This window comes from Bacteroidales bacterium (genome assembly GCA_035353855.1).
GTDB lineage: Bacteria > Bacteroidota > Bacteroidia > Bacteroidales > CG2-30-32-10 > DAOQAK01.
Map to the genome: position 1 here is coordinate 1 of DAOQAK010000005.1, position 26,601 is coordinate 26,601.

Here is a 26,601-nt window from a genome sequence, read left to right on the forward strand (position 1 = left end):
AATTTTATGTGTAAAAAAAATATTCCGAAATGTTTGTTTATATCTTAGAATTCGGAACGCAAATTTGCAAAGATTCAGTATATTTATAGTAAAAAAAATTGATGATCAATAGCATAAATTAAGTAAAAAAATTGTAATATTGTTCTTAAATAAATCAACAAATAAAATGATTATGAAAAGATTTTTGATTGCAATCATACTTATTGCAGGTGTTACATTTACTGCTTTTACACAACAAATCACTGCTTCTAAAATCCCGGTTGATTCAGTTACCAAAAAAATAACTTATACCGAAGTTGCGCAACAAACCGGAACAAAAGATACTTTATATAATCGTGCAATACATTGGTGTAATTCATTCTTTGCAAATCCACAGTCAGCAACAACTTTACGTGATGTTGCCATGGGAAAGATTGAAGGAAAATACCAATTTAAAGTTACAAATGCTCCTGATAAAAATGGATTAAAAACCGATGCCGGAATAGTTAAATACTCATTTACAATTGAACTTAAAGAAAATAAATATCGTATTAAAATTACCGATTTAAATCTTAAAGGTGCATCCTATTTTGCTCTTGAACGCTGGCTCGACAAAACAGATAAGGCATACGTTCCACAGTGGGATTACTACCTTACACAAGTTGATGAGTACATGAAAGATTTTATAAAAAACCTGAAAAAAGGAATGCAGGAAGTGAAGAAAGTAAATGACAACTGGTAAAGCTTATTCTCCTTCATTTTCATCTTGATTTTCCATATTCCCTAATGCATATAAAAATGCTCCGGTAAAGAATAAACATCCGGCAGTACCTGCGAAGATTTTAGTAAACGTTGTTGACTTCTTGATATAAAATTGATTCGAGGGTTGATAAGTTATGGATGATGGATTAGTCATTGTTCTTATTATTCCTGAAATCCAAAACGAATTATCATAAAATGTCAGAGATGAAAAATCTTCATTAGTTGATAATGCAAAAATACATCTGAAATGAAGTGGACTTGTTTGTTCGCTGTAAGTATGTAAAAATTCTTTTGAAGTCCCGTTTTCTGTTGTAAAAGTTACCGGAGTGATTGAATCATTTTTATTTATGTTATAAAATTCAGTGGTTAAAGGGTAACTTGAAATATTAATATATGATTGAGGTGCAATAAAATTAGGTTGTGTGCTATCATTAAAAAAATCATTTACTTGTTCGTATTCGAAAATTGCCGTACTTCTTTTCCAGTCGATGTAAAGAGGTTTAAGGAGTTTATTATAAATGGTAACCTGTATTGGTGAATTCTTACCTTTAAACGTAAATCTAATCACCACCGTATCATTTCCGACAAAATATTCTTTATTCTCGTTTTGATATAGATTACTATTTACATAAACATATTGATATTTAGAGCAACCAGAAAAAACAATAATGACAAAGCCTATTAAAAACAAAAATGTTTTTACTTTAATTGAGATATAGTTTTTCATATTGAAAATTTTTAAATGAAATCAAAAAACAAATCTTATGCCAAGAATAAAATATCGAGAAAATAAAAACCTGTGATATAATAAGATGCAAATTCTGTTTTAGAAAATCACTTTGATGTTAGAACTTCTGGTTAAGTGATTTGACGCGGTATTTACGTTTTCGAGAAGAATGACTCCCGGCGATTTTCCTTTTTCAAGCGAACCATATTTTTCTGAAATATTTAAAAATTCTGCACCATTTAACGTAGCCCATTTCAACATTTCCTGTAATGGAATGAATGGCATGCTTGAACGAATGGTTTTTATTTCGTCAAGTATGGAAAGATTTTTATTTGAAGCAAAACTGTCGGTTCCTAAAGTTATTTTACACGATTTGTTGAAGAACATTGCAAAGTCGGGAAGTTTTTGTTCGATATATAAATTTGCATTCGGGCAAAAGCACCAATAGATATCAGAAAAATAATTTAAAGCAAAATCAATATCGGTTTCTGTAGCAACAGTATTATGTACTAATTGTATTTTATTATTTTTTGCAAGGTGTTCAGAAATGGCTTCAATAGGGCGTTTTCCGCAATTTGAAAAATCGGAATGTTCCACACCAAAACGAAAATGCATGTCTTTAATGTTTCCGTTTTTTGTCAGGAAAAATTTATTTTCTTCTTCACTTTCCTGGTGATGAATGCTTAAAATTTCACCGGTATTTTCGTTGTGTTCCTTTATAAGTTGAAATAATTTTTTAGATAAAGAATAAGGCGCATGTGGTGTTATTGAAGCGCTATTATTTTTTTTGATTTGTGTTACTTCATCAATTAATCGTAACGATTTTTCAAAAGCTTTTTCGGCTTTTTGTGGTGCAGATGCAAATGTTTCGATAAAATTATGAAAGTAAATATTGCTTTTTTCTTTTAATGAAAAAGTAATATTCGTATTGCAAATATCGCCAACAGCAACAATGCCGCCGTTTTTCATTTCTTGTTCCGCCGAAAAAATATATTCTTCAGTTGAAATATCATCTTCTTCTTTGCGAATATTTTGAAGGTTGATTATAAAATTATCAAGACCTGTATGTTCGGGAATTCTGTTCTTCAACCATGATAATTCAAGATGGCAATGTGCATTGATAAAACCCGGACAAATAAATCCCTCAAATTTTTCTACATCAGAAATTGAATGATCAAGGTTATTTGGTTCAATTACATTTTCTTTTAAAACACCTTGCTCATCAATAATAATAATGCCGTTTCTGACAGGTTGCTGTGAAATCGGAAAAACAATATCGGCCGAAATTTTTCGCAAAGTGAAATTTAGTTTTAACAAAATTATTAAATCATCTTTTTGTATTTTTTGTAAGCTGGAAGAGTTATTAACAAAGGGAGTTTAAAAAGTACCAAATTTCAAGACCCAAATTCAAAAATTAAACAAAAGTATTTCGTACCTACCTGCCTCTCCAGCCTGATTCGCATCGAGTCAGGCAAGTCAGGCGATACTTTTTTATTTTGTTTATATTTTAGTTTTACCAATATAATGTTTCTGCGAAACTTTATTTAGCCTCGTTAGAGGCGACATATTGGTAAAAATTCAAACACTACATAACAAAGCCCCATCGGGGCGATATATTTAATACATTCGTTTTACAATGAATTTTATTCTTTTTGAATATTTTTTAGATTTTAAAATTTGGTTCTTTAGATTTTGAGTTTAAAAGGGTTTTATTTTTAACTTTGTGTCGGAGAATAAGAAATGACAAATACTTCAGAAATAAACAAAAAACAAGATATTCGTTTTCTTTCACAGGAAGAATTAAAAAATTTTTTCATTGAGAAAAACGAAAAAGCATTTCGTGCAAAGCAGGTGTGGGAATGGTTGTGGAAAAAATCGGCACATAGCTTTGATGAAATGACAAATGTTTCACTTGCTACACGGGAAATGCTGAGGGAAAATTTTATTTTCGAAACGGCAAAGCCTGAAATAATCAACATTAGCAAGGATAAGACAATTAAAACTGCTTTTCGTTTTCGCAACGAACATATTGCTGAAGGTGTTTTAATACCAGCCGAAAACCGCATGACTGCTTGTGTTTCATCACAGGTAGGATGTTCCCTTGGATGCAAATTTTGTGCAACGGGAAAATTAGGTTTTACCCGAAATCTATTGTTCGATGAAATTTACGATCAGGTTGCAATTATTGGTAAGCAGGCACAGGAGCATTATCAGCATCATCTTACAAACATAGTATTCATGGGCATGGGCGAGCCCTTGCTGAATTATGAAAATCTTTTAAAAGCGATTGATCGAATAACTTCTCCTGATGGATTGAATATGTCGCCATCACGCATTACCGTTTCAACAGTAGGATTGGTGAAGATGATAAAAAAATTAGGCGATGATAATGTAAAATTCAATCTTGCGCTTTCGCTTCATGCAGCAAATGATAAAAAGAGAAACCAGATTATTCCTGCGAATGAACAGAATTCGATGAGCAAGCTTGCTGAGGCATTGAAATATTTTTATGAAAAAACCGGAACACGAATTACACTGGAATATTTAATTCTCGATCGTTTCAACGATTCCATTGCCGATGCAAAAGAACTTGCCGAATTTTGTAAAAACTTTCCATGTAAAATAAATATTATTGAATACAATCCTATTGCCGGAAGTGAATTTGGAAAGTCAAGAGAGATAAGCGTAAAAGGATTTGCCGGTTACCTGGAAACAAAAAATTTAATAGTGAATATTCGTAAAAGTAGAGGTGAAGATATTGATGCAGCTTGCGGACAGCTTGCAGGAAAATTAAAAAATAAATCTTGATTTTATGAAAGTAGTATCTGTAAATATTTCCGAAAAAAAAGGAACCATAAAACATCCTGTCGATAAAATTATTTTGAATGATAAAGGTGTGGAAGGTGATGCCCATGCAGGCTATTGGATTCGGCAGGTTAGCATGCTTGGTGCAGAGAGTATAGAAAGATTTTCAAAGCAGGTCAAACGCAAAATAAATTTTGGTGAGCTTGCTGAGAATATTACTACTGAAGGTTTTGATGTATACAAGTCAAATATCCTCGACCGTTTTGAAACAAAAAATGTAATTCTTGAAGTTACACAAATCGGGAAAAAATGCCATGGCGACAGATGTGCAATTTTTCGTGAAGTGGGAACTTGCGTTATGCCGAAAGAAGGAATTTTTTGTCGCGTTATCAAAGGTGGTGAAGTAAAAGCAGACGATGAAATAATTTATAAACCGAAAATTTTTAAAGCTGCCGTCATAACGCTCAGCGACCGTGCCAGTCGTGGAGAATACGACGATCTTAGCGGACCAAAAGTTATTGAATTTTTAGAAAAATATTTTATAGAAGAAAAACGTGAATTTGAAAATTCATACAAACTAATTCCAGATGATGCAAATCAATTAAAAAAATTATTGGAAGATTTTACAAATAAAAATTTCGATTTTATTTTTACCACAGGAGGAACAGGAATTGGTTCAAAAGATATAACAGTTGACGTTACAAAACCCATGCTGCATAAGGAAATTCCAGGTATCATGGAATTCATTCGATACAAATATGGTTCTGAAAAACCGAATGCACTAATCAGTCGCTCGGTTGCAGGATTGATTAATAAGACAATGATTTTTACTTTGCCCGGAAGTGTAAAAGCCGTAAACGAATACATGACAGAAATTTTAAAATCGTTGAATCATTTGGTTCTTATGCTACATGAAATTGATTCACATTAATTATCGGAGTTATTTATGACCAGGGAAGAAGCGCTGCAATTATTAAAAGAAAATATAAAAAACGAACGCACCATTTGGCATTCACTTGCATCAGAAGCAGTGATGCATGCATTGGCAGTAAAGCTTAATGAAAATCCTGAAAAATGGGCAATGGCAGGATTGCTGCATGATTTGGATGTTGAAATTACCAATGCCGATCCGAAAGTTCATGGATTAATTACAGCAAAAATGCTGGAAGAAAAAAATTTTGATGCTGAAATTATTGAAGCAATAAAACTTCATAATGAAGAAGCAGAAGGAGTACCTGCACGCAGTACCAAGTTTCATCATGCTTTAGCAGCAGGCGAAACAATCACCGGATTAATTCAGGCTACCACTTATGTTTATCCCGATAAAAAAATTGCATCAGTAAAATCTTCATCAGTTGTAAAACGAATGAAAGAAAAATTATTTGCAGCATCGGTGAAAAGAGAAAGTATCCGCGAATGCGAATTAATAGGAATTCCTTTAAATGAATTTGCTGAAATAGCCGTAAATGCTATGCGAGGCATTGCCGACCAGATTGGTTTATAAAAAAGACACAGCAACAAATTGCGGTGTCCTTTAAAAATAAGATATACCAAACTTACCTAATAATTATTTTTTGGGAGTAACAAGTTCATTGGGTTGCTTTTCGGGTACAACTCCAGAACTTGTATCTTCAACAACGCTACCTTTTATACTTAAAACGATAGTACCATTGCTTGCATTAGAAATTACGGTAATTTGTTTGCTGATGGTTCCTACAATATTTGTTTTGGTATAATTAACTTTTATTTCTCCTGTTTTTCCTGGTAGTATTGGTTCTTTTGTCCATGCAGCTATAGTACAACCACAGCTTGTAGTTACATTAGTTAAAACTAAGGGTTCATTACCTGTGTTTTTGAATGTGAATGTGCAGTTACCATTGCTGCCTTTAACAATAGCGCCATAATCATGCACTATATTATCAAAAGTAATAATAGCTGCATTTGCATTATCACTACTTTTATCCTGTGTAGAGTTGTTCTGTGCATTTATTGCCATTGCAATAATTAGAAAATAAAATGATAATAAAACATTTTTCATAATTTGAAATTTTTATAATGATTATAAATTAAAAATTTGATGTTTGAATTATATATTGGAAAAGATTTATTAGATAAAAATATTTTTATCAGAGATATTATTAATGCGACCGGAATAAAACTATTCTGGGAAAAATTACAGAGAAGAAAAATTAAAATAAGCGGGGAAATAGATTTTCTATAGATAAAAGTATTTATACTTTTTCTATTTTCACGATGCGCAAAAAGGATTTGTGTGTTTTGCGAACACGAAGTAATATCGGGAAGACCACTGATAGTCTCCAAGACCGACCTCAATTTATTTGTTTAATAAAAAACATTAAAAAATTATTTTAATAAGATTCTTAATAACTAAGACAAATGTATAAATTTCTTATTTAATACAATAGTTAAATTATTTTTTATAAAAAAGGCACAACAAAATTTGTTGTGCCTTTAAAGAATTAGATAAACCGAACTTACCTAATAATTATCTTCTTATAAAAATTAGTATTTTCACCTGATAATTTTATCATATAAATACCCTTAGGTAAATCGCTAAAATCAAAGGTTTTTTCGTATTTATTATTCACTAAATTTTCAGAAATAATAGTTTGTCCTACCACGTTGCTAATCGAAAGTTCATTATATTTTTCGGGATTATCAATACTTACAGTAAAGCTACCATTATTTGGATTTGGATATACAGTAATGATATTCTTTGAATAATCTTCTATTCCGGTTAAAATATCAGCTGTAACAATAGCTCTAGGGCTTATACATGAATCGGATTGTACCTGCCAGTTATAAAAGTAGTAGTAGTAAGAGGATCCAGCAGTACTACCCGTTACGGATAAAACATTAGCTAATGTATAAGGATAAGCTGGTCCCGAAGTTTCTCTCCAGAAATAATTAGAAACACCTGCTCCTAAAACATAACCTGTTCCAGCGGGAACGTGGAAATTTAAAGTAACGGATTGTGTTCCTGTTGAAACGCTTGTTTTTACTGAATCCAGGTAAGTTCCGTTGCTATTTCTTAACCAGATGGTTCTTGTTCCGGCGGTTTGTTCATAAACAGTAACCGATTTAATAGTTACTGGAGTATATGTATCAAATGTTAATCCCTGTCTTGCAGCTGCAGTATAATAACCACCTGCTGTACCTTTTGCTGTCATCCCAACTGATTGTACTGCATTTCCGATAACATCTTCAACATAGTAGTTGGTAGTTGTGGAAAGAGGAGGAGTAGTATATGAATTTCCTTTAGCAATTGCTGTTCCTCCTGTTTGAGCAGTATACCATTTTAGCACACCCGAACCACTAGCAGATAAAGTTACTGTAGAACCTACATTTCCACTTCCTCCAGTAGTAGAAGGAGCAGTAGGAACAGTAACGGAAATAAAATTAGTTTTTGTTGTGGTGTATGCAGAGTTGTTATTAATTTTTAGAGTCACTGTGTAATTACCACTTGCACTATATGTATGTGTTGGGTTCTGTAATGTAGAAGTTGAACCATCACCAAAATCCCAAAGCCAAGAAGTTGCTTTATAAGATTGATCAGAAAAAGAAATTTGTGATGAAACACATGCAAGCTTTGTCATGGAAGCAGCAAAATCAGCACTTGCAGGTATTGCACCTGCTGTACTCATACCAGCTTGTTGTACAGCCTTAGATGAGGCATCTTGTATGTATCCAACAGCAGCTAAATTTGCTGAATTATCAACATTTGCATAAGTCCATGATTTGATATAAACTACTGAATCTCCAACAGCCATAGTAGGTAAAGTCATGCCATTTGGGTCGGGCAAGAATTTCTTAAATACGTTAATGTGATCTGCTGTTCCATATGTTCCCTGGTAATTCATATTTTCTTCGATAACTGCAATTTTTGCAGCATAGGTACCAGTAGTAGTTGCTGTTTTCTTGATAACCATTTTTACAGCAATAACCCCATTACTAACTTCATGAATCATTGAAATAGTAAAAGGAGAAGTAACAGCATAATTAGTGTTTATATTAGTTTGTGTGGGTGTTGAAGACGAATGTACACCATCCAGTTGTGACCAAGGTACACCACCAGTATTAGGATCGTTAACTCCATATAAAGTTGCTTGAGTATTTACTTCGGTTGGATTGTCCTGATTCATCGGATCATCTCCTGGCCAATCAACATGATAATAGATCAATGCCATTTTAGTTGCATTATTAGTATGTAAGGTCGTAATGCTTGCATCAGCACTTGGGCAGTTCGATCAGCCAGTATTAGTAAACTGTTCAAGTAAGACCATTCTTTGTGACTTTTGTTGTCCCCAAAGGTTCTGTGCAAACAGTATAGCTAGAACCAATGGAATCAAAGTTAAAATAGATAATTTTTTTTTCATAGCTTTTTGTTTTTAGTTATTAATTATTTTGTGATTTGGTGAATAAAAGTATATGTATATTTCGATATTATGATGACAAAATTAAATATTTTTTGTAAAAAACATATAAATTTATAAAAAAAATATATTAGAAATCAAAATTTTCTGTTAAAAACCGTTTTAATTAAATAATTTATATGAATTCATTTCGGTTCATTTTACTTTTTTAATTATTAAAGACTATTTTTGTTGAAGCAAACTTTTTTAACTATTAGATATTAATTCCTATGAATATAAAACTCCGCAAAGCCAATGAATCCGACCTTCCTGAGGTTTTTGATTTAATTAAAGAACTTGCTTTGTATGAAAAAGCTCCTGATGAAGTTACCGTTACATTAAACGATTTGAAAAATGATGGTTTCGGAAAAAATCCAATTTATGAAATAATTCTTGCCGAGGTTAATAATGAAATTCTTGGGATGGCATTTTATTTTTATGCCTATTCTACCTGGAAAGGAAAATGTATTTATCTTGAAGATATTATTGTTCGTGAAGCGTATCGAGGGAAAAAAATTGGCAAGCTTTTATTTGAAGCTGTGATCATGAAATGCAAAGAAGTAAAAGCTAGAAGAATGATGTGGCAGGTACTCGACTGGAATACTCCGGCAATAAATTTTTATAAAAAATACAATGCATCGCTCGATCAGTCGTGGGTCAATGGAAGACTTACCGAAAAACAAATTCATGATTTTATTCCCGAAATTGATATTTTTGTAAATTAATTGTATAAAATTATTTTATGAATTTTATTGGTTTCATTCCTGCACGTTACGGTTCTACACGCTTTCCGGGAAAACCTTTGCATGTTATTGAAGGAAAATCGATGATACAGCGCGTGTATGAACAATGTGCGAAATCAAAGGTTTTATCTGCACTTGCTGTTGCTACTGATGATGAAAGGATTTTTAAACATGTTATTTCCTTTGGCGGAAAAGCAATAATGACGAAGTCTGAACATAAATGCGGAACGGAAAGATGTCACGAAGCTTTTCAGATTTTGAAGAGTGAAAATAAATTTTCAGATAATGATGTTGTTATAAATATACAGGGTGATGAACCGCTTATCAATCCGGAACAAATTAATCTGGTTAGCTCATTGTTTGCAAGAAAAGAAGTTCATATTGCGACATTAATTCGCAAACTTGAATCGGAAACAGATTTAAAAAGCAACACGGTTATTAAAGTAGTTATTGATAAAAATAAAAAAGCATTATATTTCAGCAGGGCTGCAATTCCTTATTTGGCGGGTAATTCAGAGAATAAAAATATTTCCGAAAATAATTTTTTTATGCATATAGGAATTTATGCATATCGTGCTTCGGTATTAAATGAAATTGTAAAACTTCAGCAATCTTCGCTTGAAAAAGCGGAATCGCTTGAGCAATTACGATGGCTTGAAAACGGGTTTCCTATACATGTTGAATTTACTAAATATGAAAGTCATTCGGTTGATATCCCTTCTGATATTGACAAAATCATTAAGTTGCTGAAAGAAAAATAAATCATGATTGCGCAATATCTCAGCGAACTGTTACTCCGTTTCGATACAGTAGTACTTCCGGGTTTGGGAACATTTCAGTTAAAAAATGTTCCAGCAACAATGTCGGGAAATACAATAATTCCTCCGGGGAAAAAAATATTATTTGATCCTTCATTAAATGTGAATGATGGGGTATTAGCAAATTATATTTCTGAAAAAGATAGGATCTCATTTGTTGATGCCTGCTCACAAATTCAGAATTATGTTTCAAATATTCTAAAGAATCTTGATGAAGGAAATGAAATAACTCTTGAAAAAATCGGGATACTGAAAAAAGATGATTCGGGAAACCTTTGTTTTAAGGCAGATAAAGGTGATATATATAATATTGATTCATTTGGACTGGGCTCTGTTTCTGCCATTCCACTAATGGGAAATACTGTAGAAGAAAAAATAATATCAAAGAAAAAAACAACTCATAAGTTGATATGGATTGCTGCAATTGTAGTTTTATTTATTGCCGGTTTTACAACTGTTTATTTTATAAAACCCGGTTTATTAAAGGGTTTTGGAATAAATAACAAAATTAGTAAACAAGAAAATTCAAACACTGTTTTGAATACAAATCAAAATAAAAATATTTCTGAAAATAAAGTTTCAACTACAAATAATAAAGATTCAGTTATAACAGGAAAACAGGATAATATTACTGAAAGCCCACAACAGGAGGGTGTTCGTTATTATATAATTGCTGCCAGTTTCCGAATCAAAGAGAATGCGGAGAATTATGCTGTTCGGCTTACAAGTAAAGGCTATAAATCGGAAAGTATATTTTTACCTGAACGTAATCTATATGTGGTAAGTTATGATACATATACCGATAAAACTCAGGCTAATCAAGCTCTTGCAAGTATTTTAGCTTCTGAAAATTCGGCAGCATGGATTTTAGAAAAATAAAATTTCAGGAAAGTGAAAAAAAGAAAATTATTTAAGTTCGCACAACTGGAAACTTTTAATAATGTCATTCAGCCTAGCCCGGAAGAATTTGTACATGAAGATTTTTTTCTTAAAGGAAAATGGAAAAGCGAATATTTTAAAAATAATAATCCTATTATACTTGAACTGGGTTGCGGAAAAGGAGAATATACAATAAGTCTTGCTGAAGTATATCCTGATAAAAATTTTATTGGAGTGGATATTAAAGGTGATCGATTATGGAGAGGCGGTAAAACAGCTTTGGATAAAAACCTTGTCAATGTGGCTTTTCTGAGAATTCATATTGAGAAGATAAATAATTTTTTCAGCCAGGATGAAGTTTCGGAAATATGGATAACGTTTCCCGACCCGCAACCGAATAAACCAAATATAAAGAAACGTCTTACTTCTCTGCAATTCCTGGAGCGTTATAAAAAAATATTATCTGAAAAAAGTATCATTCATCTTAAAACCGATAATGCGCCATTATTTGACTTCACGCTGGAAGTAATTGAAAATTACAAACACCATCTCATTTACCAAACTCACGATTTGTATAACGAGAAAAATATTAAAGAAGAACTTCACATAAAAACGTATTATGAGCAAATGTTTCTGAAAGAAGGGTTTCCCATCTGTTATCTCGAATTCAGTTTGAATTCTTGCTCCGTGTAACTCCGTGTCTTCTCTGTGCAACTTCGTGTAATTTTTTTATTAAAGAAAGTTAGTAAATAAATAAGTCATCTAAAAACATTAATTTTGAATTTATTATTTTATAATACTTATGACATTGAATATCAATTTTTCTATTCTTCAAAAACAACTTGAAGGCGACTTATATACCGACGAATCAGCAAGATTGATTTATGCTACCGATGCTTCTGCATACCGCGAAAAACCTCTTGCTGTAACGCGTCCGAAGAATAAAGAGGATATTAAAAAAATCATTGCATTCGCACACGAAAATAAAATTTCAATTATTCCTAGAACAGCCGGAACATCGCTTGCAGGGCAGGTTGTAGGCGGAGGAATTGTGGTTGATGTTTCAAAATATTTGACCGGCATTCTTGAAATAAATGAAAAAGAAAAATGGGTTCGTGTTCAGCCGGGTGTTGTTCTTGATGAGTTGAATAAAATACTTGAACCGAAAGGACTTTTATTTGGCCCTGAAACTTCCACATCTTCGCGTTGCATGCTCGGAGGAATGGTTGGAAATAATTCCTGCGGCGCTCATTCGTTGATTTACGGCAGTACCCGCGACCATTTGATTTCAGTGGATGCTATTCTTTCTGATGGAAGCGAAGTAAAATTTTCTGAAATAGAAAAAAATGAATTTGAAAATAAATGCAAAGGCAACTCACTTGAAAGCCGCATTTATCAAAACATTCGTGAGATACTTTCCAATTCGGAAAATCAAAAGGAAATATTAAATCAATACCCTGATAAAAATTTAAAACGCCGGAACACAGGCTACGCAATCGATTTGCTTATGGATTGCGAACCGTTTACAAATGGTGGAGAGAAATTTAATTTCTGTAAACTCATTGCAGGTTCTGAAGGAACGCTTGCTTTCATTACTGAAATAAAATTAAATCTTGTTCCGCTTCCGCCAAAAGAAAAAGCTTTGGTTTGCATTCACTTGAAAAGTGTTGAAGAATCGCTGCATGCAAACCTTATCGCATTAAAACATAATCCCGTTTCAATTGAATTGATGGACAAAGCCATCATGGATTTAACGAAAGAAAATATCACACAAAATAAAAATCGGTTTTTTGTAAAAGGTGATCCCGGCGCGATTCTGATTGTTGAATTTGCTGAAGAACAAAAAGAGGTCTATTTAGAAAAAGCAAAGGCAATGGAAGAGGAAATGAAAGCTACAGGTTACGGTTTTCATTTTCCTGTTGTTACCGGAAGCGATATTAAAAAAGTTTGGGACCTTCGCAAAGCCGGACTGGGCGTGCTTTCCAACTATCCGGGTGATGCAAAACCGGTTTCACTGATTGAAGATACTGCAGTAAATCCGCAGTTTCTTCCTGCATACATTAAAGATATTGATGCAATGCTTGCAAGACATAAGCTTAATACGGTTTATTATGCGCACATTGCTACAGGCGAGCTTCACATCAAACCTGTGTTGAATTTGAAAGACCCGAAAGATGTTGAATTATTTCGCACAGTTGCTTTGGAAACAGCTCAGCTTGTGAAAAAATATAAAGGTTCATTAAGTGGTGAGCATGGTGATGGCAGACTGCGCGGCGAATTCATTCCCTTAATGATTGGCGAGCATAATTACAATTTACTAAAACAAATTAAAAAAACCTGGGACCCAGAAAATATTTTTAATCCCGGAAAAATTACCGACACGCCGAAAATGAATACCAGTCTGCGTTTCGAGAAGGGAGCAAAAGAAAAAGAAATAAAAACATTTTTCGATTTTTCGCACGACCATGGCATTCTTCGTGCTGTTGAAAAATGTAATGGTTCTGCCGACTGCCGCAAATCCAATATTATCGGGGGAACCATGTGCCCGAGTTACATGGCTACGAAAGATGAAAATAAATCAACACGCGCAAGAGCCAATATTTTAAGGGAATTCCTGACGCATTCGCAAAATAAAAATCCTTTCAGTCATAAAGAAATTTATGAAGTGATGGATTTGTGTCTTTCATGTAAAGGCTGCAAATCGGAATGCCCGTCGAATGTGGATATTACTAAATACAAAGCGGAATTCTTACAACATTATTACGATGAACATGGTGTTCCGTTTCGTTCAAAGATGATTGCCGACATCACGCGAACCAACAGTATTGGCGCTATTCTCCCATCGGTATTTAATTTCTTTGTAAAAAATAAATTCTTTTCAGGTGTTGCTAAAAGTGTTCTTGGATTTGCTCCAAAGCGCAGTATTCCTACATTATATAAAATTACGCTGCGAAATTGGTTTAAGAAATTTTCTTCAGAAAGAGATAACAACAAATTAAAAAATGGGAAAGTATTTTTATTTGCAGATGAATTCACAAACTATAACGATACTGAAATTGGAATTAAAGCAGTAGAGCTTCTCACCAGGCTTGGTTACCAGGTTGAACTACCAAATCATGTTCAAAGCGGAAGAACATATTTATCAAAAGGATTAGTAAGAAAAGCAAAAGAAATTGCAAATAAAAATGTAGAGTTGTTAAAAGATTTGGTTAATGATAACTCTCCGTTGATAGGCATAGAACCTTCGGGAATACTGACATTCCGTGATGAATACCCGGAACTTGTTGACGAGAATTTAAAAGAAGCTTCCAAAAAACTTTCAAAAAATTGTTTGATGTTTGATGAATTTATTGCTTCGGAATATGAGAAAGGTATAATCAGCAAAGACTTGTTCTCAAAAGAAATCAAAAGCATTAAATTACATGGGCATTGTCATCAGAAATCGCTGGCATCAACTGAACCTACGAAGAAAATGCTTGAGATTCCTGAAAATTATAAAGTGGATGAAATCAAATCGGGTTGTTGTGGAATGGCCGGGTCGTTTGGTTATGAAAAGGAACATTACGATGTTTCGATGAAAGTGGGCGAACTGGTTTTATTTCCGGAAATCAGAAAAACAAACGATGAGGTAATTATTGCTGCACCCGGCACCAGTTGCCGCCATCAGATAAAAGATGGAACAGGAAGAAAAGCATATCATCCCATTGAAATTTTATATGATGCATTAATAAATTAATAAAGTTTTTTGCGTATTAAAAAAAATTGTATATTTGCAGCGAAGAAAATACGGCGATACAGAAAGAGGGGACGAGAGTCCCCTCTTTCATTGACTTGAAAATACTGATGATTAAAGAAGAAAATATATCAAAACTTATTAACGGTAAGCTTTCCGGAAGCGATAAATTTTTGGTTTCGGTTAAAGTAAACCCGGGTAACAGAATTGTTGTTTATATCGATTCCGATACATCTGTTACCATAGATGATTGCGCTGGACTTAGCCGCTTTATTGAATCGCAGTACGATAGGGAAGCAGAAGATTATGAACTGGAAGTTTCATCGGCAGGATTAAGTCACCCGTTGATTCTGCAAAGACAGTACAAAAAAAATATTGGACGTAAAGTAAAAACAGTATTAAAAAACGGAACAGTAAGAAAAGGTATTATTAAAAATGTTTCCGATAATGATTTTGAATTACTTGAAGAAAACACAGTGAAAGAAAAAAATAAAAAAATAATAGTTGAAAATATTGTTTCCATAGCATTTTCGGATGTGAAGGAAACCAAACTTATCATTAACTTATAATAGTTATACAAAATGGAACATATTAATTTAGTTGAATCATTCTCCGAGTTCAAAGAATTTAAAAACATCGACAGGGCAACATTAATGCGTATTCTTGAGGAAGTTTTCAGAGGTATGCTGGCGAAAAAATACGGTTCGGCTGATAACTTCGATATTATTGTAAACGTGGATAAGGGAGACCTTGAAATATGGCGTAATCGTACCATCGTTGACGATAATGCAGTAGAAGATTCAAACCAGCAAATTGCATATTCCGAAGCCATTAAAATAGAACCCGATTTTGAAATTGGTGAAGATGTTTCGGAAGAATTCCGTATGGAACATTTTGGTCGTCGTGAAATACTTTCTATCAGACAGAATCTGGCTTCTAAAATTCTTGATCTTGAAAAAGATAATGTTTATAAAAAATATAAAGAACGTATAGGCGAGATCGTTGCAGGCGAAGTTTACCAGGTTTGGAAAAAAGAAATTCTTATTCTTGATGATGAAGGGATTGAACTTTTACTTCCAAAATCAGAACAAATCCCATCCGATTTCTACAGAAAGGGAGATTCATTAAGAGCAGTGGTTTCAAAAGTAGAAATGAAAAATAATACACCGGTAATAATTTTATCGCGTACATCACCCGTATTTCTTGAACGATTATTTGAACAGGAAGTTCCTGAAGTTTTCGACGGACTTATCACAATTAAAAACATTGTAAGAGTTCCCGGCGAAAGAGCTAAAGTTGCCGTAGAATCTTATGATGACAGGATTGACCCTGTTGGTGCATGCGTTGGTATGAAAGGTTCACGTATTCACGGGATAGTACGAGAATTGAAAAACGAAAATATTGATGTTATCAATTATACATCGAATCCTACTTTATATATTCAGCGTGCATTAAGTCCGGCAAAAATTTCATCGATCATAATTCATGATGATACCAAGCGTGCCGATGTTTATCTTAAGCCAGACCAGGTTTCTATGGCAATAGGAAAAGGCGGGTATAATATTAAGCTTGCCGGAAAACTTACAGGTTATGAAATTGATGTATATCGCGATGCAGAGGAAGACATTGAGGATGTTGACTTACAGGAATTCAGCGACGAGATCGATCAGTGGATTATTGATGAACTGAAAAATATCGGATGCGATACAGCAAAAAGTGTTTTAGAAATACCTGTTGAAGAATTGGTTCAAAGAACCGACCTGGAAGAAGAAACCATTAAAGAAGTAATTCGAATATTAAGGTCAGAGTTTGAATAAAAAAATATAATTTTACAGCATAATTCTAGATAATTTTTAAGTTCAGAATTATATAAGGATAAAATATGGTAGATGCACCACAAGGATTGCGATTAAGCAAGATCGCAAAAGAGTTTAACATAGGCATTCAGACAATACTGGATTTCCTTAAAAAGAAAGGATTTACTGTTGATGCAAATCCAAATGCTAAAGTTAACAGCGAAATGTATGAGCTGTTAATTAAAGAATTTCAATCAGAAAAAAGCGCAAAGGAAGAATCCAAGCGGCTGAGCGGAATTGCTTTTGCAAAAAAGGAAACGATCACGATTGATGATGCTAAACCTGTCGTTAAACCTAAAGATGCAGAAAAAGAAGAACTTCTGATTAAGGATTCAAACGTAGCCGGCAAAAAGGAAATCTTTAAACTTGAAAAAGAAGAAACGGAAATTAAAGCCCCTAAAGTATTAGGGAAGATAGATAAAGAAAAACTTGAGCCCAAGCCGAAAACAAAAAAGAAAACTGAACCCGAACCGGAAATTGAAAAAAAGGAAACGGTAAAATCAAAAAGTAAAAAAGAAGAAAAAATTGAAACAAAGGAAGAAGTTGTTGCAGAAAAAGAAGAAATAGTTCCTGTAGAAGAAAAAAAGAAAAAAATTCAAAAAGAAGAAGTTCCTGAAGAAGAGAAAAAAGAAGAAAAGATTGTTGCCCCAGTTGAGCCGGATTCTAAAATAAAAGTTATTGGTAAAATTGATTTGGATTCAATGAATACCAAAACAAAACCAGCAAAGAAAACCAAGAAAGAAAAAGAAGCCGAGAAATTAGCAAAGAAAGAAGAAAAGAAAATAAAGAAACCGATTCAGCCTTTAGAGGAAGAAATAATACCTGTTGAAGAAGTAAAAGAAATAGCTGTTGTTGAAATACCGGAAGAAGAAAAAATTATACCGGAAGAAGAGAAGAAAGAATCTCCTGTAAATTTTATACCAACAGAATTCAGAAAACTTGATGGACCTACTATTCTTGGCAAAATGGAATTACCCACTATAAAAGAACCTATCAAAAAACCTATTATCAATTCGAGTGAAGAGATAAAAAATAAAAAGAAGAAAAGAAAACGTATTAAAAAAGAATTTAAGGTCGACCCTTCTAGAAGTGGTGTAAATAATAATATTGAACATCCCAAACATAAAGAGAAGAAATCACATAAAAAAGAACATTTAAAACCTGTAGTTTCGGAAGATGAAATTGAAAAACAGATAAAAGAAACTTTAGCTCGCCTTAGTGGTACAGGTAAATCGAAAGCATCAAAATACCGCCGCCATAAACGCGATATGGTAAACCAGCAGTTCCAGGAAGAAATGGAACGCATAGAAGAAGAAAAGAAAATCATTAAAGTAACGGAATTTGTTACCGCAAATGAATTAGCTTCCATGTTAAATGTTCCTGTAACGCAGATCATTTCAACATGTATGAACCTGGGGCTTTTTGTATCCATCAACCAGCGCATGGATGCAGAAACCCTTACAATAGTTGCCGATGAATTTGGTTATAAAGTGGAATTTGTTAGCGCTGATGTTCAGGATGCAATTAAAGAAGATAAAGATGATGATGATGAAAACAGGATTTCCCGTGCTCCTATTGTTACAGTTATGGGACACGTTGACCATGGAAAAACATCATTGCTCGATTATATAAGGAAAACAAATGTAATTGCCGGAGAAGCAGGAGGAATTACACAACATATTGGGGCATACGAAGTGAAGCTGGAGAATGGCAGAAAAATTACTTTCCTTGATACTCCCGGCCACGAAGCTTTTACAGCCATGCGTGCACGTGGTGCAAAAATTACCGATATTGTTATTATTGTAGTTGCAGCCGATGATAGTGTAATGCCACAAACCATTGAAGCTATTAATCATGCTTCGGCTGCTGGTGTTCCTATTGTGTTTGCGATCAATAAAATTGATAAACCTAATGCCAATGTTGAAAAAATAAAAGAGCAGCTTGCCAATATGAATTATCTTGTTGAAGATTGGGGAGGAAAATACCAGTCGCAGGAAATATCGGCAAAAAAAGGTGTTAATGTTGACCTGCTTTTAGAAAAAGTTTTACTGGAAGCAGATATGCTCGATCTCAAAGCCAATCCTCAAAGGCTTGCAATGGGTGCGGTAATTGAATCAGCTCTTGATAAAGGACGTGGATATATTGCAAAAGTTCTTGTTCAAAATGGAACATTAAATATCGGCGATATGGTTCTGGCAGGTTATACATGGGGGCGTGTTAAGGCCATGTTTAACGAAAGAAATCAGCCAATTAAAACTGCCGGTCCTTCAGCTCCTGTGCTTTTACTGGGTTTGAATGGTGCTCCGCAAGCAGGTGATAAATTTAATGTAATGACTGATGAGCATGAAGTAAAAAATATTGCAACAAAACGTTTGCAACTTCAGCGTGAACAGGGTTTAAGAACACAGAAACATATTACTCTTGATGAAATAGGCAGACGTATAGCCATTGGTGATTTCAAAGAATTAAATATTATTATTAAAGGTGATGTTGATGGTTCTATTGAAGCTCTTGCTGATGCATTACTAAAACTGTCAACAAACCAGGTGCAGGTTAATGTAATTCATAAATCGGTAGGACAAATTTCTGAATCAGATGTATTGCTTGCTTCGGCATCGAATGCAATTATTATCGGGTTCCAGGTTCGTCCATCTGTAAGTGCACGTAAGCTTGCAGAACAGGAACAGATAGATATTCGTTTATACTCCATTATTTATAACGCCATCAATGAGCTGAAATCAGCTATTGAAGGAATGCACACGCCGGAAATGGAAGAAAAGATTATTTGTAATATTGAAATCAGGGAAGTATTTAAAATTACAAAAGTCGGTAGCGTTGCCGGATGTATGGTTCTTGATGGTAAAGTTACACGTAATACCAAAATACGCCTTATCCGTGATGGTATTGTTGTATACACCGGTGAACTCGGATCACTTAAACGTTTTAAAGATGATGCCAAAGAAGTGAATGCCGGTTATGAATGCGGTTTGAATATTGCGAACTTTAATGATCTTAAAGTAGGCGATATTATTGAAGGTTATGAACAGGTAGAGGTAAAGAAAAAATTATAAGTAAAGAAAAAATTTATAGTTTTAAAAAAAGTTGCCTATGTTAAGGCAGCTTTTTTTATGTGTTATTCAGTATTTTTTATATTTACATTTTTGTAACGGATCAGAGATAAAAAAATATTTCTCGCTGATGAATGCAGATAAAAATCGCTGATAATTAAATATTTATACATACTGATGAGTTACTATTTTTTATACATTCAGTAATACTTTATCTGCAAATATATTAAGAGACTGTTTACGATTTTTTATTTGCGTTTTCCTTTGCATCCTCTTTGCATTCTCTGGGAACCTCTGTGTAGTAAATAAAAATCACACAAAGGTTCACAGAGTTTTCATCAATTTCACGAAACAGAGAACACTTTAGATAGCTTGATTATTATACTTCGGCTGAACGAATTTGCATTATTTTGCAAATTCATTCGCTCAGTATAATTTGAACCTATTCATTTATTTTCACTCTTACACCTTCTGAATGTGTGCTGAATTCGGGCGCGTACATACATTGAATAGTTGTAATTCCATTACTGAAATCACCTTTGTGTGTTACCCACAATGGGTATTCAAAAACATAAGTTCCTTTTGGCAAATAAGAGAAAAAGAAATTAGTTGAAGCATCGCGAGTGCTTTCATAGTAGCCAAGTCCGTCCTGGTATTTATACTGCGAAATAACATTGATGGGTTCAAATCCCGAAGCACGCATGTCTTTCATGTGAACGTATTCCATGTCGCGGTCAACGTGCAGTTCAATGCGGACTTTTATTTTATCACCCACTTTCAATTTTGTTGTATCGGTGATTTGATAAATTACCGGACCGGTTGCAGAATTTTTTTGAACAAAAAGTTTTTTCTCCAATTTCAAAGGAGTTTCAGCAGGTGTAATTTTATCAAGCTGTTCAAAGTACTGCCAATACAGCGCTCCCCACGATACACCTGTATCGGTTTTCTTCACTTTTACATTTCCCATATCCGGAGTAATTTCATTTCCACTCCACGATGTTTTAAAATATCCGGTGCCTGCTTCCACTTTTACATTGTCCATTTTCTTCGGGTCAATTTTTTGTCCGCCAAGAGATATTTCAACAAGCTGATCGCTGGCAAGCCAGTTGGTTCCCCGCAGCAGCAAGGCATAACAGGCTTCCGAAGTTGCTTTGGTAGTTTTCCAATCGGTAGTTTGTTTTTGTTTCAGCAACCACACTTTCATATTTTCAACAGAAGTGCTGTCGTTCGCAACTTCATCAAATGCTTCGATCAGCAACGACTGTGTTTCAATAGGAGCCTGGTACCAGAAATATCCGCCACTCATATCTTTCCAGTACATTCCCATTTCATCATTATTTATTGAATTTTCTTTTAATGATTTTATAATATCATTAGCCAAAGATTTATCTCCGATTCGATTCAATGCAAGCGATATCATTCCCTGTAAATAACGATTATTATCGAGCCAGTATTTTTTTGCCTGTCCAACAAAATAATCGTATGCATCTTTATTTTTCGAAGCAATTTCAACATCTTTCAGGAAATAACTGCGTGCATATAAGTATTGAATTTCCAAATAACCGATATGATTTTTTTCAAGTTCATCTTTTTTGTAATACTTCAGCAACCACTCGTAATCTTCTCTCATCCTGTTGTCGAGATACTCCACAGCATCTTTAATCATGTTCCAGCATTTGTTGTCATCTCTTATATTTTTTACACCAAGATTATCAAGGTGTCCGAAGCCGGTAACAACATGTTGTGTAATATAACGGTCGTCTTCCATGCCGCCAAACCAAGGGAATCCGCCATTAGGCAATTGCATTTTTTCGAGTTTTGCTAAAGCCTTATCCAATTCATAACTCATCTTGTTCAAATCGAAAAGTAATGCCACACGCTGTTTCCGTTCGCTTTCATTCTTTGCCTGCAATACCCACGGCGTTTCTTCAAGCATTAGCGATTTTAGGTCTTCATTTTTTTCAAGATTGGAAAGCAATGCATCGGGAGTTAAATTTTTCCAACTGTCGAAAACCGCTTTTATTTTGGGATGTGAGTTCGCGATATGTGAAGCAATGCTGTTTGCATAAAAACGACTGAATGTTTGTTCGGCACATTCATAAGGATATTCCATCATGTAGGGTAATGCTTGTATGGCGTACCATGCAGGATTGGAAGTATATTCAAGGGTGAGCTTATAATTTTTAAGCGTTGATGAAGATTTTGAATTCACAAGTTTTGTGAAAGTGAAATCTTTTGTTTCTTTTCCGCGAACAGGTAACGGCATGGTTTCAGTTACCAGCATCCGGTTGTTTAAAACAGGAATAACCATTTCTTCGCCATCACTGAAATTTCCTGACTTTGCAACCACTTTATATTTTATAGCACTGATGTTTTCGGGAATTTCTATATCCCACGAAAGTGCGCTACTGCCGCCTTTTGCAGCAGTAAATGTTTTTGTTGCATTGGCGTTTTTACAAACATCATCAATTGCTTTGAGTGTTGTTGCATCGAAGAGGAAAAGCTGTGCACTGCCTGTCATTTCTTTTTCAGTAAGATTTGAAACTTTTGCGGTGAATGAAATTTTATCATTTTCCCTGAAGAAACGCGGTGCATTAGGAACTATCATCAGATCTTTTTGCGTTACCGTTTCTTTTTCAATCTGGCTGAACTTTAAATCTTTTGTGTGAGCTAGCCCCATAAACTTCCATTTGGTAAGAGCTTCGGGAATAGTAAATGAAATTACAATGTTTCCATTTTCATCGGTTTTAAGCTGAGGATAGAAGAATGCGGTTTCATTAAAATTAGAACGTGTTTTTACATCTGTTAAACCTTCTCCGCTTTTTCCGGGTGCTGGTGGAAGTGCAACAGATAAATCTACAGTTTCTTTTGCTTGTTCAGCTAATCCCGCGCCCATTCCATAACCTGTCATAGTTTTTTCATCAGCTTCTTCTTTATTTTTATCTTTTTTATTTCCTGTTGTTACGGTTTCGCTTTTAGTTATGCTCATTACAGCATTTTGTGATACAGGTGCAGCGTCATACACCATATCGTAATCTCCTTCGTAGCTTTTAGATATAAAACCACTACTTCGATAATGTGTGTTTCCGTAATTAAATCCGAACCAGTTCAATTTATCATAGTACCTGTAAATAGGGTTAGGATAAGTTTCTTTATAAAACGAGTACGAAGTAGATGTGTTATTAGTAAAACTTTTTTCACCATCCCAATACAGACTTGAATAAAAGTTTTTCAGGATATCGAAATACCAATAGTTTGCTTCGTATGCATCGAGTGAAGCATCATACATGGTTGCCAGTAATTCGGCTGCAACTTTATCGCCGTTCTTTCCTTTTATTTTTATTTTCCATTCTTCCTGTTGACCCGGCAGCAGCTTATCGCGGAATGTTTCAAATTCAATGTCGAGTTCTTTATTGGTATAAGGAACCGTTACAATTTCTTTGTTCGTAAATAAACGATTATGTTTTACAGCAAAAATATGAATTGCAAAATTACCTCGGTATTCTTCGGTTACAGGAATTTCAAAAAGTTTTTGTTCTTTACTTAATGAAAGCCATTGATGCGATTTTATGATGCCGTCTTTTTCAATTTCATAATAAAATTTTACAGAATCATCTTTTGTCCCAAGTATGAATGATACGTTTTCTCCCGGTTCTGCCGAGCTTTTCACCAGTTCAAAATAACTGATATCGTTTTCTGGAATTTGTTTTTCTTTTGTACCATAAACTTTGAAATAGCTGAAATATTCAACATCTTCACCATATTTATCTTTTGTTTTTGCTTCCAAAATATATGTACCGGGCTTCCATGAAGAAAGGTCGCTGATTTTTATTGTTGAATCTTTCGGAGTTTCAAAAACTGTTTCAAAAACTTTTGTTTCTTTTTCCCATTTGTACATGTTGTTTTCATCATCGTACAAATCGTAAGGGAAACTTGAATAGTATTCATCTTTTGTCATCACGAACTTATCAGGACGATCCCAAATTCGTTCACGGAAGATTTTATCGGGTTGTTTTAATTTATAAATAGTAACGTTTCCTTTTGCTGCTTCTTTTTCACCGCTGAGGTTTGTTGTTGAAAGTGTGAAAATATTTTTCCCGGTTTTCTCAACATTATCGGGAACATAAACAGAGAGGGACAATGCTTTGTAACCAACTTTCACGTAATCCTGCGCAGAATGGGTTTCTCCGTTGATATCGGTAACATCAGCATAAACAGTGAAAGTATAAGTGGGATTGCTTTTTTTCGAAATACTTAAATCGGGTAATGCTTTGAATGATATCTTAAATTCTCCTTTATCATCAGTTGTTGTTGTGCCATTTGCAATTTCAGTTTGCGATGAACGTGGATAATATCCTTTCCACCAATACCACCAGTAAGGAAACGAAACCGTACGAACCACGCGGTATGTAACATTAGCTCCGTCAATCATGTTGCCGGCATATGCTTTTGCTGTTCCTGTAATATCAAGGTTTTCGTTAAGTTTATAGCTTCCTTTAACAGGATTGATGCTAACTGAAAATTTCGGACGCTTATATTCTTCAACGGAAAAATATGCGCTTCCATACGAGTCAGCAATATGTACAGAACCTGTAATAGCTGCGGGTGCCGTAAATGTCCCGGTAAACGATCCGTATTCATTTGAAGTTAATTCAAGGTCGCTAATCTTTTGATAATTTACATCGTAGAAAGTTACCGTAGTTTTTACGTTTGGTGCAACTTCTGTAAGATTGCCGTCATTATCATTTTTTAAGATGATTCCCTTAAAATAAATTGTTTGCCCCGGACGATAGATAGCCCTATCGGTAAAGAAAAATGTTTTATAAGGAATGTTGTTATCATATTTGTAATCTTTATACTGGTAATAGCTGTTGCTCGAAACAAAGCGATCGCTGCCATTGGAAAAATCTACATAAAAATACATGTAATCATCTGCAGGTGGAATTTCAAAAAAACCATTCTCATCGGTAGTAAATTTTTTCCATTTTACGTTTTCATATTCACGCAAAACATAATTATATTTACTGGTATAACATTGCGCGGTTACTGATTTCATTGGCTTTCCGGTTTCTCGGTCTGTAACAAAAAAATCCATTGCATAATTTTCTTTATACCTGTCGATGCTGCTGATATTGGTAATCCAAAACTGGCTATATGAAATAATTCTTTCGGTTGTTGTGAAAGTTTTTCCATCAGTTGCGAGCAAAACATAATACCCAAAAGGAAGTGCAGGGATTTTTATTTCAGCCGAATGGCTTTGGAAATCGCCATCATCGGGTAGGGTAATATTCCATTCTTTGTATGCAGATTCCTTCAGGTATTTTCCAACAAGTTCATCACCATAATATTTTTTCCTAAGTTTTTCATCATTTTCATAGGTCATTTTAATAATGCGCAGCGATAAATTATTGACATTTTTATAAGTTACCAGTGAACGGAAAGGCTTATTAGGTGCGTTTCCTTCTTCAACAGTCATGTTAAAGGATCTTGTTTTTATCTGGAATTTAAGGTTCTCGCAATTCTTAGCCCCATCTGATAATGGATACGCTTTTATTGCGGCTTCACATTTCTCAATTGATTTTTTCAGCATCCATTTATTTTCGTCCGACTGCAGTGGTTTGTATTTTAGTCCGTTGCTGTAATAATGCTGTGCGATGGCGTAAGTAACATCTGTTGAAGATGCGGAGTTTGAAAATTTTGATTCAAGAGCCAATAAAGTTTGAAGATAAAGACTGTCTTTAAAATCAAGAGTTGAATTATTTTTTACAAATGACATGCGTTTTAAGTCAACATCAATCAATGCCGATGGGTCAGCATCATTTGCATGAAATTTAATAAGATCTTGTAAAATAACAGCAGCATAATATTTCAGCGATAGCGAATCTTTTGTAGTGATGTTAAGCTTTACAAAATCGGGATAAGGTTTAAAATATTCTTCTTTGTCAATATCAAATTTAAAAGCAGGTTTGGTGATTTCCGATTCATCGTTCATGAAAAAGTCAACAGCACGATGAGCTAGAAAATCGTACAATGTAGGCCTGAACTTGCGTGAAAGGGTATCGCGAATAATGATATCGTCATATAAATTCAATTTTGTTTTTTTCAAATTTTCATAATCAGTAAGCGAAGCCACATAATTTTTTACTACTTCATTCAGGATTTGTTTTAGTGTCCATGTTTGAATATCGTATTCTTTGTATGCAACGGTTTCAGTACGCTGATAATATCGGTAACGATTTGTTGAATAAAAGCGCCAGTACATTTCGGCAAGCACTGAATGCAAAACAGGTTTAATAGGAAATGCTGTTTCATTGATTTCTGTCTTTAAATTTGCAATGCTGCTGTCGAAAGAATTTTCATTTAAATTATTATCGAGCTTCATTTTATACATTACTGCTTTTACAAACTGCGGGGCATTATTTTCAGCTTTTGCATTTTTGTAAACGACCAGCACCTGTTCAAGCGCCGACTTACTAAGGCCTTTGGCAAGCAACGAATCAATTTTTGCCCAGGCTTTGGTATAATTGAAAACTGAAATTCCGGAAATAATATTTGATGGATTATTTTTTTCCTTAGGGCTTAACGGTTTGTAGTTTGAAAAATATGTTCCGCCAAAAACCAGTAAAGCAAAAGCGCTTACCAATAATACAAGTTTTGTTTTCATAGCTGTATGATTTAATGTTGCAAGTTAAAAATTTTATTTGGTGAATTTTGTAATGAAGATGAAAAATAGTTTACAATTCCATAAAACGATTTTTGAATTCGGATTTATGAATTGTTTTTTTATAAGGACGCTGA

Annotated in this window: 17 protein-coding genes; 12 read left to right on the forward strand and 5 right to left on the reverse strand. The window is 34.0% G+C overall.

Features of this window, described 5'->3' with window-relative positions; translation table 11 throughout:
* The first annotated feature begins 172 nt into the window (after window positions 1–172).
* Window positions 173–721 carry a DUF4468 domain-containing protein gene (locus PKK00_01945; protein ID HNW97157.1) on the forward strand — a complete coding sequence of 183 codons (549 nt, stop codon included), beginning with the start codon at window positions 173–175 and terminating at the stop codon, window positions 719–721.
* A gap of 3 nt (window positions 722–724) precedes the next feature.
* Here the strand turns inward: PKK00_01945 and PKK00_01950 are convergent, their stop codons facing one another.
* Both PKK00_01950 and PKK00_01955 read right to left on the reverse strand, forming a co-directional pair.
* Complete coding sequence (locus PKK00_01950; protein ID HNW97158.1) at window positions 725–1,468, reverse strand: hypothetical protein; 744 nt, start codon at window positions 1,466–1,468, stop codon at window positions 725–727.
* 99 nt (window positions 1,469–1,567) lie between these two features.
* Window positions 1,568–2,764 carry an amidohydrolase family protein gene (locus PKK00_01955; GenBank protein ID HNW97159.1) on the reverse strand — a complete coding sequence of 399 codons (1,197 nt, stop codon included), beginning with the start codon at window positions 2,762–2,764 and terminating at the stop codon, window positions 1,568–1,570.
* Between the two features lie 444 nt (window positions 2,765–3,208).
* On the opposite strand from PKK00_01955, the gene rlmN reads away from it, so the two are divergent.
* The 3 genes from rlmN to PKK00_01970 are packed head-to-tail and all read left to right on the forward strand — an operon-like array spanning window position 3,209 to window position 5,777.
* Window positions 3,209–4,276: a 23S rRNA (adenine(2503)-C(2))-methyltransferase RlmN gene (gene rlmN / locus PKK00_01960; protein ID HNW97160.1), complete on the forward strand. Its 1,068-nt coding sequence runs from the start codon at window positions 3,209–3,211 to the stop codon at window positions 4,274–4,276.
* A gap of 4 nt (window positions 4,277–4,280) precedes the next feature.
* Complete coding sequence (locus PKK00_01965) at window positions 4,281–5,204, forward strand: molybdopterin-binding protein (protein ID HNW97161.1); 924 nt, start codon at window positions 4,281–4,283, stop codon at window positions 5,202–5,204.
* Between the two features lie 15 nt (window positions 5,205–5,219).
* The gene (locus tag PKK00_01970) at window positions 5,220–5,777 is read left to right on the forward strand and encodes an HDIG domain-containing protein (GenBank protein HNW97162.1); all 558 of its coding nucleotides are present in this window, start codon (window positions 5,220–5,222) and stop codon (window positions 5,775–5,777) included.
* 63 nt (window positions 5,778–5,840) lie between these two features.
* Here the strand turns inward: PKK00_01970 and PKK00_01975 are convergent, their stop codons facing one another.
* Complete coding sequence (locus PKK00_01975; GenBank protein HNW97163.1) at window positions 5,841–6,311, reverse strand: DUF1573 domain-containing protein; 471 nt, start codon at window positions 6,309–6,311, stop codon at window positions 5,841–5,843.
* A 457-nt stretch (window positions 6,312–6,768) separates the two neighbouring features.
* On the reverse strand, window positions 6,769–8,481 hold the full coding sequence (locus PKK00_01980; GenBank protein ID HNW97164.1) for a PKD domain-containing protein: 1,713 nt from the start codon (window positions 8,479–8,481) through the stop codon (window positions 6,769–6,771).
* 455 nt (window positions 8,482–8,936) lie between these two features.
* Between PKK00_01980 and PKK00_01985 the strand changes: the two genes are divergently transcribed.
* From PKK00_01985 to infB, 8 genes are all read left to right on the forward strand, one after another.
* A complete protein-coding gene (locus PKK00_01985; protein ID HNW97165.1) occupies window positions 8,937–9,431 on the forward strand; it encodes a GNAT family N-acetyltransferase in 495 nt (164 codons plus the stop codon).
* A gap of 17 nt (window positions 9,432–9,448) precedes the next feature.
* On the forward strand, window positions 9,449–10,210 hold the full coding sequence (gene kdsB, locus PKK00_01990; protein ID HNW97166.1) for a 3-deoxy-manno-octulosonate cytidylyltransferase: 762 nt from the start codon (window positions 9,449–9,451) through the stop codon (window positions 10,208–10,210).
* 3 nt (window positions 10,211–10,213) lie between these two features.
* Complete coding sequence (locus tag PKK00_01995; GenBank protein HNW97167.1) at window positions 10,214–11,146, forward strand: SPOR domain-containing protein; 933 nt, start codon at window positions 10,214–10,216, stop codon at window positions 11,144–11,146.
* A 12-nt stretch (window positions 11,147–11,158) separates the two neighbouring features.
* Window positions 11,159–11,839, forward strand: coding sequence for a tRNA (guanosine(46)-N7)-methyltransferase TrmB (trmB, locus tag PKK00_02000; protein HNW97168.1), 681 nt, complete (start codon window positions 11,159–11,161; stop codon window positions 11,837–11,839).
* A 109-nt stretch (window positions 11,840–11,948) separates the two neighbouring features.
* Window positions 11,949–14,882, forward strand: coding sequence for an FAD-binding and (Fe-S)-binding domain-containing protein (locus tag PKK00_02005; protein ID HNW97169.1), 2,934 nt, complete (start codon window positions 11,949–11,951; stop codon window positions 14,880–14,882).
* 107 nt (window positions 14,883–14,989) lie between these two features.
* Window positions 14,990–15,448, forward strand: coding sequence for a ribosome assembly cofactor RimP (gene rimP, locus PKK00_02010; GenBank protein HNW97170.1), 459 nt, complete (start codon window positions 14,990–14,992; stop codon window positions 15,446–15,448).
* A 12-nt stretch (window positions 15,449–15,460) separates the two neighbouring features.
* Window positions 15,461–16,696 (forward strand): transcription termination factor NusA, encoded by a 1,236-nt coding sequence (nusA, locus tag PKK00_02015; protein HNW97171.1) that lies wholly within the window; start codon window positions 15,461–15,463, stop codon window positions 16,694–16,696.
* Between the two features lie 65 nt (window positions 16,697–16,761).
* Window positions 16,762–19,806, forward strand: a complete 3,045-nt coding sequence (infB, locus tag PKK00_02020; protein HNW97172.1) for a translation initiation factor IF-2 — start codon at window positions 16,762–16,764, stop codon at window positions 19,804–19,806.
* 439 nt (window positions 19,807–20,245) lie between these two features.
* Here infB and PKK00_02025 read toward each other — a convergent pair whose 3' ends face one another.
* On the reverse strand, window positions 20,246–26,467 hold the full coding sequence (locus PKK00_02025; GenBank protein ID HNW97173.1) for an alpha-2-macroglobulin family protein: 6,222 nt from the start codon (window positions 26,465–26,467) through the stop codon (window positions 20,246–20,248).
* Window positions 26,468–26,601: the final 134 nt, after the last annotated feature.